General features: G+C 71.9%; 12 protein-coding genes. 1 reads left to right on the top strand and 11 read right to left on the bottom strand.

Annotated elements, in window-relative coordinates; genetic code table 11:
- Positions 1-93: 93 nt before the first annotated feature.
- The 11 genes from ACFVX4_RS29640 to ACFVX4_RS29590 are packed head-to-tail and all read right to left on the bottom strand — an operon-like array spanning position 94 to position 14,374.
- A complete protein-coding gene (locus ACFVX4_RS29640; protein ID WP_389982829.1) occupies positions 94-1,707 on the bottom strand; it encodes a PucR family transcriptional regulator in 1,614 nt (537 codons plus the stop codon).
- Positions 1,708-1,709: 2 nt separating this feature from the next.
- Complete coding sequence (locus ACFVX4_RS29635) at positions 1,710-2,624, bottom strand: serine hydrolase (RefSeq protein ID WP_389982826.1); 915 nt, start codon at positions 2,622-2,624, stop codon at positions 1,710-1,712.
- Complete coding sequence (gene menC, locus ACFVX4_RS29630; RefSeq protein WP_389982823.1) at positions 2,621-3,727, bottom strand: o-succinylbenzoate synthase; 1,107 nt, start codon at positions 3,725-3,727, stop codon at positions 2,621-2,623. The genes ACFVX4_RS29635 and menC overlap by 4 nt, the downstream gene beginning before the upstream one ends.
- On the bottom strand, positions 3,724-4,581 hold the full coding sequence (locus tag ACFVX4_RS29625) for a GNAT family N-acetyltransferase (RefSeq protein WP_389982820.1): 858 nt from the start codon (positions 4,579-4,581) through the stop codon (positions 3,724-3,726). Before ACFVX4_RS29625 ends, menC begins: the two co-directional genes overlap by 4 nt.
- Positions 4,578-5,723: a M20 family metallopeptidase gene (locus ACFVX4_RS29620; RefSeq protein WP_389982817.1), complete on the bottom strand. Its 1,146-nt coding sequence runs from the start codon at positions 5,721-5,723 to the stop codon at positions 4,578-4,580. The genes ACFVX4_RS29625 and ACFVX4_RS29620 overlap by 4 nt, the downstream gene beginning before the upstream one ends.
- 1 nt (position 5,724) lies before the next feature.
- Positions 5,725-7,095 carry a serine hydrolase domain-containing protein gene (locus ACFVX4_RS29615; RefSeq protein WP_389982814.1) on the bottom strand — a complete coding sequence of 457 codons (1,371 nt, stop codon included), beginning with the start codon at positions 7,093-7,095 and terminating at the stop codon, positions 5,725-5,727.
- Positions 7,096-7,127: 32 nt separating this feature from the next.
- Entirely contained in the window at positions 7,128-9,077 is a 1,950-nt protein-coding gene (locus ACFVX4_RS29610) for a prolyl oligopeptidase family serine peptidase (protein WP_389982811.1), read from the bottom strand.
- Positions 9,074-9,862 carry an ABC transporter ATP-binding protein gene (locus tag ACFVX4_RS29605; protein WP_389982808.1) on the bottom strand — a complete coding sequence of 263 codons (789 nt, stop codon included), beginning with the start codon at positions 9,860-9,862 and terminating at the stop codon, positions 9,074-9,076. The genes ACFVX4_RS29610 and ACFVX4_RS29605 overlap by 4 nt, the downstream gene beginning before the upstream one ends.
- The gene (locus tag ACFVX4_RS29600; protein ID WP_389982805.1) at positions 9,859-11,778 is read right to left on the bottom strand and encodes a dipeptide/oligopeptide/nickel ABC transporter permease/ATP-binding protein; all 1,920 of its coding nucleotides are present in this window, start codon (positions 11,776-11,778) and stop codon (positions 9,859-9,861) included. Before ACFVX4_RS29600 ends, ACFVX4_RS29605 begins: the two co-directional genes overlap by 4 nt.
- Positions 11,778-12,764: an ABC transporter permease gene (locus ACFVX4_RS29595; RefSeq protein ID WP_389982803.1), complete on the bottom strand. Its 987-nt coding sequence runs from the start codon at positions 12,762-12,764 to the stop codon at positions 11,778-11,780. The genes ACFVX4_RS29600 and ACFVX4_RS29595 overlap by 1 nt, the downstream gene beginning before the upstream one ends.
- The gene (locus ACFVX4_RS29590) at positions 12,764-14,374 is read right to left on the bottom strand and encodes an ABC transporter substrate-binding protein (RefSeq protein WP_389982800.1); all 1,611 of its coding nucleotides are present in this window, start codon (positions 14,372-14,374) and stop codon (positions 12,764-12,766) included. Before ACFVX4_RS29590 ends, ACFVX4_RS29595 begins: the two co-directional genes overlap by 1 nt.
- Before the next feature lie 228 nt (positions 14,375-14,602).
- On the opposite strand from ACFVX4_RS29590, the gene ACFVX4_RS29585 reads away from it, so the two are divergent.
- On the top strand, positions 14,603-15,169 hold the full coding sequence (locus tag ACFVX4_RS29585) for a DUF4291 domain-containing protein (protein WP_389982797.1): 567 nt from the start codon (positions 14,603-14,605) through the stop codon (positions 15,167-15,169).
- Positions 15,170-15,187 lie beyond the last annotated feature (18 nt).

The following is a 15,187-nucleotide window of genomic DNA, read 5'->3' as shown; positions in this document are numbered from 1 at the left end:
GCGCAGGCACTTCCGACGCGCAGGCGCGTGGACCTACGGCCATCGGTGTGTCCTGTCCGTTGCGAAAACTCTTGCACCATTCCGTCCGGACGGCTACGGGTGTCCCGCCTCAGGAGTACGGCGCCTCAGCCGCAGTTGCAGCATTGCTTCGAATCGTGCCTCCGGGTCGTCGAGTTCGATGCCCGCGACCACGGCCAGCCGCTTGAGCCGGTAGCGGAAGGTGTTGGGGTGGATGTGTACGGCGGCAGCGGCGGCGGGCACATCGCCGAAGGTGCTCAGCCAGGCGTCCAGGGTCTCCGTGAGGGCCGTGTTGTGCCGGGCGTCGTAGGCGAGCAGCCGTATGACGGGGCCGTCCGGCAGATCGTCCTCGGCGGCCATCCGGTCCGTCAGCTCCTCCAGCAGCGAGGCGGCGTAGACGTCCGACAGCCGCGCCGCCCTGCGCTGCGTACGACCGGAGCCGAGGACCCGCAGCGCACGGTCCGCGTCGGCGCGCGAGCGGCGCAGCTCCACCGGGCGGGCGGCGAGCCGGCCGATTCCGATGACGGCGGGAACACGGTTGCCTATGCGGCCGAGGAACGCCTCGGCCACCCGTAGCCCCTGCTCGTCCGAACTCGTGGGCAGGACCGCGTAGGTGACTCCGCCGAGTGTGGCGGCGGCGGTACGGGGGTGGATCGCGGCCAGGTGCAGGGTGAGCGCCTCGGCCACCCGATGGCCCGCGGCCACCCGGTCGGGCGCGTACTGCTCGCCGGTCACCGCGAGTGCCAGTACGCAGGCGGGCTGGGCGGACAGGCCGAGCCGCACGGCGGCCTGCGGTGCGTGCGTACCGCCCTCCAGGACGGTGGCGAGCAGATCCGCGCGCAGCCGTCGTTCGGCGTCCTCGCCCGTGCGGCGGCGCAGCAGATGCAGGGCGGCCACCTTCGCCGCCTCCTGCAGCGCCTGTCCTCGGTCCGCGCTCAGCGGTCCGTCGACCACGACCCAGATCGATCCCAGGATCTCGCCGCCCGCGCGGACGGCGATGGCGACCCGGGGCTTGTCCGAGATGCCGGCCACATAGACGGGTTCCTCCTTCCGGTAGAGGGCCTGGAAGGCGCCGCGTTCCTCCAGGGCGCGCAGTTTCTCGGCGGGCACCTGGCGGTCGAGGACGGTCGCGATCCTGGCGTCGTCGCCCTCGTCCTGCCGGCTGGAGAAGGCCAGCACCCGTCCGCCGCGGTCCTCCACGGTGACCGGGCCGTCCAGCAGCCCGGCCGTCGCGTTGGCCAGCGCGAACAGGTCACCGGCGAGCGGCTCGGCGCCGTCGGCCTCGTCGGGGCCGCCCACCGTCCCCAGTTCGTCGACCGCGAGCAGCGACCGCAGCAGGGCGGCCACCTGGGCCCAGGACGCGCCGGGGGTCAGGCCGAGCACGGTCAGGCCGGTGCGCGCGGCCGACTCGGCCACCGGCCCGTCCACCGGGACCGGGGACCGGACTACCACGGCCGCCGCGCCGAGCCCGGCGGCCCGGTCGACCAGGGCGGCGACCGGCTCGGCGCCGTACACGCCGACGCCGAGCACCACCGCGCCGGGCAGCCTGGCCGGTTCGTCCAGCGGGTCCTGGATGAGCACTCCGCTGACGGTGCGTGCCGGGTCGGCCTGCCCGGCCACCACCTCGATCAATGTCGATCCCAGATCGTTGAGGATCCGGCCGAGCACGGCCCGCGGCTGCTCCGTCATCTTCACAAGGTAGTTGATCGGAGTTCGTCGACGGCGAGTGCTGCCACCTGCCCGATCACCCGGTCCGCCCGGGGATTGTGCAGGTCCGGCCTGTCGGACCGGGTGAAGACGGCCACTGCCCAGCGCCCGCCGTCGCGGTCCTCGATCACCCCGGCCTCGTTGCGCCAGCCCGGCAGCGTCCCGGTCTTGCCGGCGATGCGGTAGCTGTCGTCGAAGCCGGACCACAGTCGGTGCGGCCATATCTGCTGGGACATCACGGCCCGTACCTCGGCGCAGGCTTCGGCGGGGCCGGCCTCGTCGCGCCAGATCCGGACCAGCAGTTCCGCGATGTCGCGGGCCGTTCCCCGGGTGGTGCGTTCCGGGACGCACACCGACAGCTCCAGCAGCTTCTCCGGCCCCTGCGCGGCGAGTGCCGCCATCCTCGTGTGCGCCTCGACCTCGGTGGTCACGCCGAGGTCGGCGAAGAGCGAGCCGGTCAGCTCCAGACAGCCACCGATCAAGTGGGTCCGGCGCAGGCCCAGTTCGGCGATCAGCCCGTTGACGGTGTCCAGACCGACCCGGGCCAGCACCACATCGGTGGCTGCGTTGTCGCTCATCGTCAGCATCATGTGGACCAGGTCGCGCAGGCTCATCTCGACCGGATCGGCGCAGCCGGAGGTGCCGATGCCGCCGTCGCGATAGCGCGGGTCCACCGAGTGGCGCTCGGTCCTCTCCAGCCGTCCTGCGGCGACCTCGCGTGCGTAGGCGAGTGCGATCGGGATCTTGAACACGGAGGCGAGGCAGACCGGTTCGTCCGCCGCGACGCCGATCGTGCGGTCGCCGTCGATCTCTCGGGCGAAGAAGTGTCCCTGGACCTCGGCGTCGTCGAACGCCGTCCGGATCCTGGTCTCGACGGTGCCCGATACGGTTGCGGTCATCGGCTGATCCATTCGGTCGATTCGGTCACTGCGGCCAACTGCTCGGGGATCGGGGAGAGTCCGAGCCCGGGTGTGCGGGGCACGTCGAGATGGCCGTCCTTCAGCATGAACGGTTCGGTGATGTCGGTCCGGTAGTACCGGTCGGAGGCGGAGGTGTCGCCGGGCAGGGTGAAGCCGGGCAGTGCGGCGAGGGCGACATTGGCGGCCCGGCCGAGGCCGGTCTCCAGCATTCCGCCGCACCAGACCGGGACGCTGTGCGCGGCGCACACGTCGTGGATCCGCCGGGCCTCCAGATAGCCGCCGACCCGCCCCGGCTTGATGTTGACGACCGAGCAGGCACCCATGGCGATCGCGTCGGCCGCCGAGCGGGCGGAGACGATGGACTCGTCCAGACAGATGGGGGTGCGCACCCGCTCGGCCAGCGCCGCGTGTCCCCGGATGTCCTCCTCGTCCAGGGGCTGTTCGATCAGCAGCAGCCCGTACGGGTCGAGCCGGGCCAGCTGTGCGGCGTCGGCGAGGGTGTACGCGGTGTTGGCGTCGACCTGGAGCAGTACGTCGTCGCCGAAGCGCTCCCGGACCGCGCGCACGGGTTCCACGTCCCAGCCGGGTTCGATCTTCAGCTTGATCCGCAGGTAGCCCTCGGCGAGATAGCCGTCGACGGCGTCGAGCAGTGCGGGGATCGAGTCCATGATGCCGACCGACACCCCGGCCGGCACCCGATCGGCCGTCGCCCCCAGCCACTGCCCCATCGACAGTTCATGGGCGCGCAGCCAGGCGTCCAGCACCGCGGTCTCCAGTGCGGCCTTGGCCATCCGGTGCCCCTTGAACGCGGCCAGTGCCGGGGCGACCGCCCAGGGGTCGAGTGCCGGCAGGGCGGCGAGCGCGGGCACGAGATAGCTGCTCAGCACGTCCGCCGCGGCCACGGTGTACTCCGAGGAGTACAGCGGATCGGCCATCGTGACGCATTCGCCGTAGCCCTCGTGGTGCTCGGTCTCGACCCTGACCAGCAGGATCTCCCGGGCGGTCATGGTGGCGAACGAGGTTCGGAACGGTGCGACCAGCGGCATCGCGATCCGGCGCAGTTCCACACCGACGAGCTTCATGCCTGCCTCTCCTGACGTTTGTCGATCACGTACCAGCCGTCCCGGGTGAATCCGGTGACGGTGTGCCCCTCGGCCATCAGGCCGCCGAGTACCTCGCGCAGCGCGTACCGCCATTCGCGGGCCAGGGTTGGGTCGGTGCGGCGCAGTGTCCCGACCTCCGTGGGGATCCGGACGAGGACGGTTTCGCCGTCCCGGCGCCCGACGGCGGGGCCGCCGTCGGGCTTGGCGTCCAGACCGACCACGGCGTGCGCACCGGCGTCGTCGACCGTGACGATGTGAGGTGTGCCCGCGGCGGCTGCGACGGCGTGCTGGCCGGTCAGCTCCCAGCGGACCATCAGCCGGTCCGTCTCGGTCCCGGCATTGACCTCGTCCTGCATCGCGCCGTAGAAGTCGGCCAGGTACTCGCTCGGCGCCGCCCCCAGTTTGGCCAGGTTGAAGTAGGCGTTGCGGCTGATCAGCGGGTCGAAGGTCCAGGTGACCGCGGTGATGCCACGGGCCAGCGCCCACGCCCGCTGATGGAGTTTGACGGCGAAGCCGACATTGCGGCCCCGGACGCTGTCGTCCACCCCGGCGATGTGCGAGTGCAGTCCGGCGGTGGCCAGGAAGCCCAGGCAGAATCCGACCATCCGGCCGTCCTGGTGGACACCGACGACATAGCTGCCGGAGTGGGCGAAGACCCTCAGCAGCTCCGGGGTGATCAGCGGGTTGCCGGGATCGGGCCGCCAGACCCGGTCCAGCACCTGGCAGGCCACCAGCATCTCGTCCAGCCCGTGCAGCTCCGTGACGGTCACGCCGGCACGGTGCGCGGCCAGGTCGGAGGCGGCTGCCGCGGCAGCCGCCTCCGTGCCGTTCACGATGTCACCCGGCCGGGTCGGGGCAGCGGCTCGTGTACGAGCGAGTCCACCAGGGAGGCCACGAGTGCCGCGCGACGGGGCAGTTCGGCGACGACCACATGCTCGTCGTCCGCGTGCGCCCCGCCGCCCACGGCCCCGAGGCCGTCGAGCGTGGGCGTGCCCGCTCCGGCGGTGAGGTTGCCGTCGGATCCGCCGCCGACCGCGACGCCGCGCAGTGGGCCGAAGCCCAGCTCCGCATAGCGGTTTCGGGCGAGTTCGAACAGCTCCGCCGACGCGCTCGCCTGCAGCGGCGCCCGGTCCGGGCCGCCGGAGAGCTTGAGCGAGGCGCCCGCGAGCACCGGTGCGAGACCCTGCATGGCACGGTCCACCCGGTCCTGTTCGGCGGCCGTCTCCACCCGTACGTCGACCAGCAGCCGGGCCGCATCGGGCACCGTGTTGCGGGTGGTACCGGAGGAGGCCACGGTCGGCGTCACGGTGGTACCGGTCGCCGGATCGGCGATTGCGGACAACGCGAGCACCTGGTGGGCCAGTTCGGTGGTCGTGTTGACGCCGCGCTGGGGTTCGAGTCCGGCGTGCGACGCGCGTCCGGCAATGTTCAGTTCGTAGCCGGACACACCCTTGCGTGCGGTTTTCAGTGCGCCGCCCTCGCTCGCCTCCAGGACGAGTACGGCCCGGGTCCGGCGGGCCTCGGCCTCGATCAAGGTGCGCGAGGTCGGGGAGCCGATCTCCTCGTCGCCCGTGAGCAGGACCGACACCCCGTCCAGGTCGTCGAGCACCGACAGCGCGTGGAACAGCTGCACCACGCCGGCCTTCATGTCGAAGCAGCCGGGTCCTGTCAGCCGTCCCCCGGCCACCTCGCAGGGGTGCCCGGCCAACGAGCCCACCGGCCACACCGTGTCGAAGTGGCCGAGCAGCAGAACCCGGTCGCCGGAGCCGAAGCGCCAGCGCAGAGCGGGCGTCCCCGAACCGTCGAGCCACTGGGGCGCTGCGCCGGTCAGCCGGGTGCCGAGCCCGGCGACGACCCGGGCGCAGTCGGCGACGGCGGCCGGATCCTCGCTGGGCGACTCGGTGCGGACCAGCTCCTCGATGTCGGCCAGCAGGCCCGGCAGCCCCGCCTCCAGGGCGGTGGCGATTGCGGTCACGTCAGCCCACCTTGGGGGTGGCGCGGCCACCGTGGTGAATGTAGGGCGTGCCGTCGGCAAGTGTGTAGAACACGACGGGGACCCAGAGCTTCATCCCCGGCCTCTGCACCACGAACAGCCCCGGCTCGACCGGGTGCAGCTCGTACTCCTGCTCCGTGTCGGGGGTCACTTCGGCCAGCGGTCCGGTGATCCGGTTGAGCATCACCAGGCCGCCGTCCCGCTCCACGATCTCGATCCGGCTGGAGAGCCGCTGGTACACGCCGACGTAGTCGGCGGGGTCCACCGCCACCGGCTCCGTCGCCGGCTGGATGCCGGTGCGCATCGCCACGCCGGCCAGCTCCTGGACGATCTCCGCGAACACGTCCCGGAAGAGGCTCATGGTGTCGCCGCCATTGGTGAGCAGGCAGATCGCCAGGTCGGCCTCAGGCAGCACCCGCAGGAACGCGCTCTGCCCGATCGTGCCGCCGTCGTGTCCGTACACCCGGCGTCCGTCCCAGGTGTCGAGGATCCAGCCCAGCCCCCAGGCGTGGCCCAGGAAGTGCGGGTCGGGGAGATCGACCTGCGGGGTCTGCATGGCGGTGACACCCTCGGCCGACAGGATCTTGGTGCCGTCCTCGGTGACGCCGTTGTCGAGGTGCAGCCGGGCGAACTTCAGTACCTCGCGCGGCGTCGAGCAGATCAGTCCGGCCGGTCCTGCCGAGCGCATCAGCCCCCACTGCGGGGCCTGTACCGGCGGCTCCCCCAGGTGTCCGATGGCGGCGCGGAAGCGCAGCACCTCTTCCGGCAGGGTCGCGGTGTGCGTCAGACCGAGCGGACGGTACAGGCGCTCCCGCATCAGCTCGTCCCACTGGACGCCGGTGACGACTTCGAGCACCCGGCCGAGCAGGGTGAAGCCCGCGTTGCAGTACGACATGGTGGCGCCGAGGGGGTGGTTGAGAGTGCCCTCGCCCAGCTGCGCGGCGAACTTCTCCAGGCAGTCGTCGCCCCGGCCGGTGTCGGTGAAGAGGTCGCCGTCGATGCCGCTGGTGTGGTCCAGGAGATGTCGGAGCGTCACGCCACGGGTCAGCTCCTCGTTCGCGAGCCGCAGTTCGGGGAGTACGGAGACGATGGGCGCGTCGAGTTCGAGGAGGCCCTCGTCGACCAGGGCCATGGCCACCGTGGTGGTCCATACCTTGGAGATCGAGCCGATCTGGAAGAGGGTGTCGGTGGTCGCTTCGATCCTGGCGTCGGTGTTGGCCAGGCCTACGGCGGTCTCGGCGATCAGCTCGCCGCGGTGCAGGATGCCGAGGCTCGCGCCGGGGACGCAGTGGCGGGCGGTCAGCTCGGTGAGGCGGGCGGTCCAGCAGGCGGACAGGTCGGTGGTGTCGGTCATGTTCGTCTCCAATTCAGTTTCGTACAGCGGATTCAGCGGATCGAGGTGTTGGTGTGCGTGGTGACCCAGTCGATCAGGCGACGGGAGTAGTCCTCCCGGTGCGAGGGCCGGCCGTCCAGGAGGAACAGGTGCGAGCCGCCGGGGTACACGACCAGCCGGACGGGCACGTCCCGGCTTCGCAGCGCGTGGAACCACTGCTCGGCCTGGCCGACCGGGCAGGTGTCGTCCGTGCCGCCGTGCAGGATCAGGGTGGGCACGCGCACCGCGTCGGCCCGGCTGATCGGCGAGAGCGCCGTCAGCCGTTCCGGGTCGCCGATCTCGTGGGCGGCGATCAGGTGTCCTTCTTCGGAGGTGCCGGCCATGCTCTTCAGATCGACCAGGATGCCGCCCGGTACGACGGCGGCGAAGAGGTCGCTGCGGGCGGAGAGCCAGCAGGTCAGATAGCCGCCGTAGCTGTAGCCGGTGAGCGCGACCCGTTCCGGATCGACGAGCCCTTCGGCGACGAGGGTGGCGACCGGTTGCAGGACGTCCTGCTCGTCGGTCTCGCCCCAGGCGCCCACGGCGGCCGTGTAGAACGCCTCGCCGTAGCCGTCGCTGCCGCGGACGTTCAGCGTCAGGATCGTCCAGCCCTGCGAGGCCAGCTCCTGGTGGTAGAGGTGGACCGGGTCGGAGTGCGGCGCCCAGGCGTTGTGCGGGCCGCCGTGCACGTCGACCAGCAGCGGCCCGCCCGCGGGAGTCTGCGCGGCGCGGGTGATCATGCCGTGCACCACTGTCCCGTCCGAGACGGTGAACTCGCGTTCGGTGACCGGGTGGAGGGTGATCTCGGGCAGTGACCGGGCCATGTGGTCGGTGAGCCGCTCGGGCTGTCGCCCGGCCGAGGGCTCGCCCGGTTCCCCGGACGTCCAGGCGTCCAGGTCGAGCAGAGCGATCTCGGCGAAGCTCGACGCGTCGGAGACCACCACCGCCGCTCGCCCGGCCTTCGTGGCGACCGAACAGCCGCTGACCCCGGTGCCGACGGGCAGCGGGGACGCGCTGATCCCGGCCGCGTCCACCCGGTACAGGCGTGTGGCGCCCCGGTCGCGGGCGCAGAACACGATGGCGTCGCCGTGGAACTGCGGCAGCGCACCCGGGTAGCCCGGGCCGCCGCCCATGACGTTGCGGTCCAGTGCGGCGCTGACCGAAACCGGCGCCGATCCGTCCAGGGGCTGGCGCAGCAGCTCCAGGTGGCCGACGCCGAACGTGTTCCGGCCGACGACGAGCAGCGCGGACCCGTCGGGGAACCAGCTCACCGGACCGGCGAGACCGTCGGCCGGGCCGACCCGGCGGGGCTCGGGCGCGTCTTTTCCGACTCCTACGACATGAGCGGCCGAGGTCCCGAGCACAGCCGCGTCCGGGCCGCTCTGCGCCGGGTAGGCGAGCTGTGTGCCATCGGGCGACCAGGTGGGCGAGCCGGCGTGCCGATCGGCCTGGGTGAGCTGCCTGACCTCGCCCGATTCGGTCCCGACCACGAAGAGCTGGTTCCGGACCGACCCGATCAGGCCGGCGCCGTCCGCCTTCCAGCCGAGGGCGTCGATGACCACGGGTGCGTTGTCGTCGCGCCGGGTCGCGGGGGCCGAGAACGCGATCCGTGATCCGTCCGGGCTCCAGACCGGTGTGCCCGCCCCCGCCGGGCACCGGGCGGGCGTGGTGAGCGCTACGGCCTCTCCCCCCTCGACGGGCAGCAGATGGAGTTGCCCCTCGCGCAGGAACGCCAGCCGCGTCCCGTCCGGGGACCAGCGCGGCGCGGTGTCCGCGGGACCGTGGGTGAGCCGCCGGGCCGGGCCGCCTGCGCTGCGTACCTCCCAGATGGAGCGGACCACGCGGTCGTTCTCGGCGTCCTGGGTGGTCAGTGTGTAGGCGACGCGTTCGCCGTCGGGGGACAGTGCGGGATCGCCGGGGATCTCGAACCGGTACAAGTCGTCGATCGTCAGCGGTCGGGTCATGACGCCTCCTCGGCAAGGGCAAGGGTGGGCACGCAGGAGATCAGGTTCCGGGTCGTCGGGTGCTCCGGTCGCTCCAGCACCTGTTCGGTGGGCCCGCACTCGACGAGGTGTCCGCCGTCCATCACGGCGACCTGGTCGGACAGGTAGCGGACGACGGCGAGGTTGTGGGAGATGAAGAGCATCGCGAAGCCCAGTTCGCGCTGGAGCCGGCGGAGCAGATTGAGCACCGCGCCCTGTACGGACACGTCCAGGGCCGAGGTGATCTCGTCCGCGATCAGCACGGCGGGCCTGACGGCCAGGGCCCTTGCAAGGGCCACCCGTTGGCGCTGGCCGCCCGAGAGCGCGTCGGGGGTGAGCGCGGCCCGCGCGGGGTCGATGCCGACGAGCTCCAGGTAGCGGGCCACCTCCGCGTCGCATGCGGCCCGGCGTTCGCGGGCCGGTGCCCTGCGCCCGGTCGCCTCGCCCGGTCCGGCCCCGCCGGACAGCGCTTCGGCCACGGCCGCGCCGACGGTCATGCGCGGATCGAGCGAGGCGTACGGGTTCTGGAACACCAGCTGCACCGGGCTGCGCCCGCGCCGGCGCGCGGCATCGCTCCCGTCGACCAGTACCCGCCCCGACTGCGTCGGCGCCAGTCCCACCACGGCCTTGCCGAGGGTCGATTTTCCCGACCCCGACCCGCCCACCAGTCCGGTCACCGTTCCCTCCGGCACCAGCAGGTCGACGTTGTCCACGGCGGTGAAGCGGCCGTAGCGCACCGTGATCCCGCGCAGTTCGAGTGAGCTCATGACGTCGCCTCCGCTGCGTATGGCGTGGCCACGACGGGCCCACCGGCGGCCGCCGTCCCGACCGGGTACCAGCAGGCGACCTGTCGGCCCGGCCCGAAGGCGGCCAGTCCGGGGGCGGCTTCGTGGCAGCGTTCCCGGGCACGTTCGCAGCGCGGTGCGAACGGGCATCCCTCACCGGTCTCCCCCGGTTCCGGCGGCCGGCCGGGGATGGTCGCCAGTTCCGTTCCGGGGTCCGTGGCCATGGTCGGGACCGCCCCCACCAGGGCCCGGGTGTACGGGTGGGCGGCGCCTTCGAGCAGTTCGCCGACCGGGAGGTCCTCGACGATCAGGCCCGCGTACATCACCAGGACGCGTTCGCAGACCTGGGCGACGACGGCGAGGTCGTGGGAGATCAGCAGCAGCGCGGCGCCGGAGTCCTCGCGCACCTCGGCGAGCAGATCGAGCACCTGCTGCTGGACCGCCACGTCGAGCGCCGTGGTGGGTTCGTCGGCGATGATCAGTTTCGGCTTCCCCATCAGTCCCATCGCGATGACGGCCCGCTGCCGCATCCCGCCGGAGTATTCGTGCGGCCGCTGCCGGGCACGGCGTTCCGGCGTGGGGATGCGGACGGCGGCGAGCCGGTCGACGGCGCGTGCCGCGGCCTGTGCGCGGCCCGCTCCCAGGTGCACCTCGGCCACCTCGGCGAGCTGGCGGCCCACGCGCAGGGCCGGGTTCAGCGAGGCCATCGGGTCCTGGAAGACCATGGCCAGTTCGGTGCCGAACCGTGGGTCCGCCCGCAGATCGTCCCCGTCGAAGCGGAGGGTGCCGGCCGAGACCCTGCCCGGGTACGGAACGAGATCCGCGAGTGCCAGCGCGCTCAGGCTCTTGCCGGAGCCCGATTCGCCGACCAGGCCGACGGCCTCGCCCGTGCCGATGTCCAGCGAGATCCCGCGTACGGCCTGCCGCCCGCCCGGGAACGTCACCCGCAGATCGCGCGCCCTGACCAGGGCCCCGGCGTCACCGTCGGCGACCGGTTCGTCCGGTGGCGTCGGCCGCTGCTGCGGCGCCGGCTCCGGTGTCTGTGGCGCCCGTCGGCCACCGGCCTGCGCGAGCACCTCGCCGACCAGACCGAACATCAGCCCCGTCAGGACGACGGCCGCGCCGGGTGCCAGGGCCGCCGCCGGGTTCACGAAGATGCGGTTCAGCTGTTCGTTGAGCAGCCGCCCCCAGTCGTACTGCGGGGGCTGTACGCCGAGCCCGAGGAACGAGAGGCCGGAGAAGGCGACCAGGATGCCGCCTGTCGCCTGGGTGGCGAACAGCACCGACGGTTCGGCGATGTTGGGCAGCAGATGACGTACCACCAGCTTGAACCGGCCGACACCGAGGATCCGGGCCGCCGCGACGTAGTCGGAACCCGCGATCGAGGCCGTCAGGTTCTGTACCAGCCGCGCCATGGGCGGGACCATGGCCAGCCCCACGGCGAACACCGCGCCGGTGCTGCCCACCCCGAAGATCGTGGCGAGGAAGAGCAGGAACAGCAGTCCCGGAAAGGCCACCAGCACGCCGACGGTCGCGGTGATCAGCCGGCCCAGGCGCCGGCCCACGACCGCCGGGGCGACGCCGAGCAGCAGGCCGCCGCCGACACCGATCACGGCAGCGAGCAGGGTGAGTCGCAGGGTCAGCCGGGTCGCCACCATGACGCGGGCGGCGATGTCCCGGCCGAGCTGGTCCGTGCCCAGCAGATGGGCGGCGCTGCTGCCCTGGTTGATCGCGTCCGTGTCGACCTGCGCGGCCCGGTCGCCGAGCAGCACGGGGCCGAATACGGCGACCAGTGCGACCAGCAGGCAGGCGGTGAGCGCGGTGACGCCGATCGGTGTCCGGAGGGAGCGACCGAGCCGGTGCCGCAGCGAGCTGTCATGGTCCTGATGAGGCATCATCAACTCCCGCGGACGGTGGACTGGGGGTCGGCGACGGCCACGGCCACGTCGACGGCGAAGGTGATCAGCAGTGCGGCGGCCCCGTAGACCAGCACGACGCCCTGGACCAGCGGATAGTCCTTCTCGGTGATCGCCTGGACGATCGTGGTGCCGAGGCCGGGCCAGGCGAAGACGTTCTCGACCAGCACGGTGCCGGCGAGCAGCGAGCTGAACAGCAGGCCGCCCAGGGTGAGCGAGGAGGTCAGCAGATTGGGCAGTGCGTGCCGCAGATAGCGCAGCCGGGCCGGGAGCCGCTTCGCCCGTGCGGTCCGCATGTAGTCCTCGCCGAGCACCCGCAGGGTCTCCACCCGGACGATGCGTGACAGCGTCGCCGCCGGTACGACGGTCAGGGCGAGCACCGGCAGTACGTAGGAGTCCAGGCCGCCCCGCGAGGCGACCGGGAAGAGCGGCCACGCCACGGCGAACGCCGCGATCAGGCCCACCGCCAGCAGGAATTCGGGCACCGCGCCCAGGAACCCGGTGACCCCGGTGAAGGCGAGTTCACCGCGTCGCCGCCGGCCGTCCTTGGTCAGTACCGCGGCCGTCATGCCGACGGGAACGGCGATCAGCAGGATCAGTACGAACGCGGGGACGGCGATCTGCAGGGTGGCCGGGAGCCGGCTGGAGATGATCTCGGACACCGGCATCTGGGCGCCGATCGACTCGCCGAGCCTGCCCTGGAGGAGGTTCCCGACGAAGTCGCCGTACTGCTTCAGCAGCGACTGGTCGAGGCCGAGCGACTGTCTGCGGGCGGCGACCAGGGCCGGGTCGGCGGTGGTGCCGAGAGCCGCCCGGACCGGATCGCCGGGGATCAGGTGGATCATCGCGAATGCGGCCGTGACCAGCGCCGCGAGCGACACCAGCAGCCGCCAGGTGCGGCGCAGGGCGAATCCGACCCACGGGTTGCGGACCCTCGCCCCCAAGGAGTCCAGGGTGATCGTCGCCATCAGTCGGCGCTCCGGCGCACGGTGCTCGGGACGATGCCGCTGCCGTCCACCTCGAAGGTGACGCCCTTGCCGTAGTACTGGTTCGCCTTGCTGACGATCGGCACGATGTCGACGTGCTTGACCAGGGTGGCGTCGGCCGCGTCCCACAGGGCGCAGCCGGCGGCGCCGGGCTTGGCCGCGGCCTGGGCGGTGAGCCGGCGGTACTCGGGGTTGGTGATGGAGCCGAAGTTGTTGCCCTTCGGCGGCGGCGGACCGTCGTAGAACTGGGTCAGCTGGTCAGGGAGCGTGACTCCGATGGGCGCCCAGGCGATGTCCCAGTCGCCGCCGCCGAGGGTGCTGACGATGCTGCCGGAGCCCTTGGGTTCCGCCTTCGCCTTCACGCCGAAGGACGTCCACTGCTGGACGGCCAGCTCGACCGCCGAGCCGACCTGCGGCCCCTGATTGGTCGCGTAGCTGAGCCCGACGGTGAGCGGTTTGCCGTCCTTGGTCCAGGTGCCGCCGCTCTTCACCCAGCCCGCCCCGGTGAGTGCGGCGGCTGCCTTCGCCGGGTCATGGGCGGGGAGGTTGCCCTTCACCGTGTCGCCGGAGCAGGGAGTGGGGGCGATCTCGCCGATGCCGGTCGCCGGCCTGCCCTTCCCGCCGGTGGCGACGTTTCCCAGCTGTTCGAGATCCAGCGCGGAGACCAGCGCCTTGCGTACCGCGAGGTCGGCGGTCGGACGGCCGGCGGCCTGGTTGAACAGGAGCTGTCCGAACAGCGCCTCCAGGCTCCGCTTCTTCACCTTGGCCGCGTCCAGCCGGTCCTGGTCGGCACCGTTGATGAGGGCGACATTGATCTGACCGGCCATCAGGAGGTTGGTCGCGGTCGACTCGTTGGCGACCACCTTGACCACCACCTTGCCGGGAAGGCCGGCACCGGTGGATCCGCGGGGCCCCCAGCTGTACCCGTCACGCTTGACGTACGTGTAGTGGTCGCCCGGGACCGCCTCGGTCAGCCGGTAGGGGCCGCTCGCGTTGGTGGCCCTGGCCAGTGCGGTCGGCGTCGCCAGGCTCTTCTTGCACAGCAGCGGCAGCAGCCGGGCCATCTGCACGATGAACGGGGCGGGCTTCGTCGTGGTGAGCGTGACCGTCCGGGCCGCCTTGTCGGCCTTGGCCACAGCGGTTACGGGGACGGAGAGGCCGAGCATCGGCGATTGGTTCTTCGGATCGGCGATGTGGTTGTACTCGGCGGCCACGTCCTCGGCGGTGAGGGCCGTGCCGTCCTCGCAGGTGACTCCGGGGCGGATGGTGAACTTCGCCGAGGTGGTCGTGGCGGACCACTTCTCGGCCACTCCCGGCACCAGCGAGCCGTCGGCGTCGATGTGCACGAGCGTGTCGTATGCGAAGGAGTTCATCGCCAGTGCGGTGCTGACCAGCGCCGTGGTGGGGCTGAGGCTGCCCGGATCACCGGAGATGGCGACCACCACCGTCGAGCCGCCGACACCCCCTGCGGACGTGTCGCCGCCGCATGCGGTCGCGGTGCCGACCAGGCCGAGCGCCGTGACCACCGCGGCCGCCGCCCGGGTCCTGCGGGCCGTTCTGTTCCTGGCCTCCGTGCCTGCGGTGCTGGCCATGGTCACCTCCGAGGGAGCGGCACGCCGCCGCCGAGTGAGGGAACATTAGGCAGCGCCGGACCGGCTCCGAGTGGTCGTGCCGCACAAAAAACCGGCTCCCCGACGGTGCTCCGCACTGAAGACGGACGCAAGGACGGGGTGATTCCGGACGGCGGAGTTCCGGCGCGGAGCCCCGGCGGAGAGAAAATTCGATCGCCATGAGATCCGCTGACTGAAAATCTGTGGCGCATGACTTCGCAGCACCAGATACGGGCCGACTACGACGCCCGGACGATCGTCGTCTATCAGGCGTACTCGCCGGCGGTCGCCGGTCCGGCCCTGCGGGCGAAACGGTTCGTACCGCCGTTCTCGTTCAACCGGATGACCTGGATCAAGCCGTCGTTCCGCTGGCTCATGCACCGTAGCAACTGGGCGCAGAAGTCGGGCCAGGAGCGGATTCTCGCGGTACGGATCACCAGGGCCGGATGGGAGGAGGCCCTCTCGCAGGCCGTACTGACGACGGCCGACCCGTCGGCTGTCGCCCAGGCTCCCGTGCACGTCCAGTGGGATCCCGAACGCTCACTGCGGGGAGCCGCGCTCAATCACTACAGCATCCAGGTCGGGGTGGGACGCGGTCTGATCCGCACCTTCGCCGAGGAGTGGGTCGTCGAGCTCACCGACATGACGCCCCGGGTCCAGAAGATCGCGGCGCTCAGACAGAGCGGTCGGGCCGCGCAGGCCCAGCGGCTGCTTCCGCCCGAGCGGATCTACCCGGTGCCCCCGGCCGTCGCGAAGGGCCTCCGGATCGACGCCTGAGGCCACGGCGGCCCCGGT

The sequence above is a fragment of the Streptomyces sp. NPDC058240 genome (assembly GCF_042882135.1).
Classification (GTDB): domain Bacteria; phylum Actinomycetota; class Actinomycetes; order Streptomycetales; family Streptomycetaceae; genus Streptomyces.
This window is presented reverse-complemented; position numbering and strand designations above follow the sequence as displayed.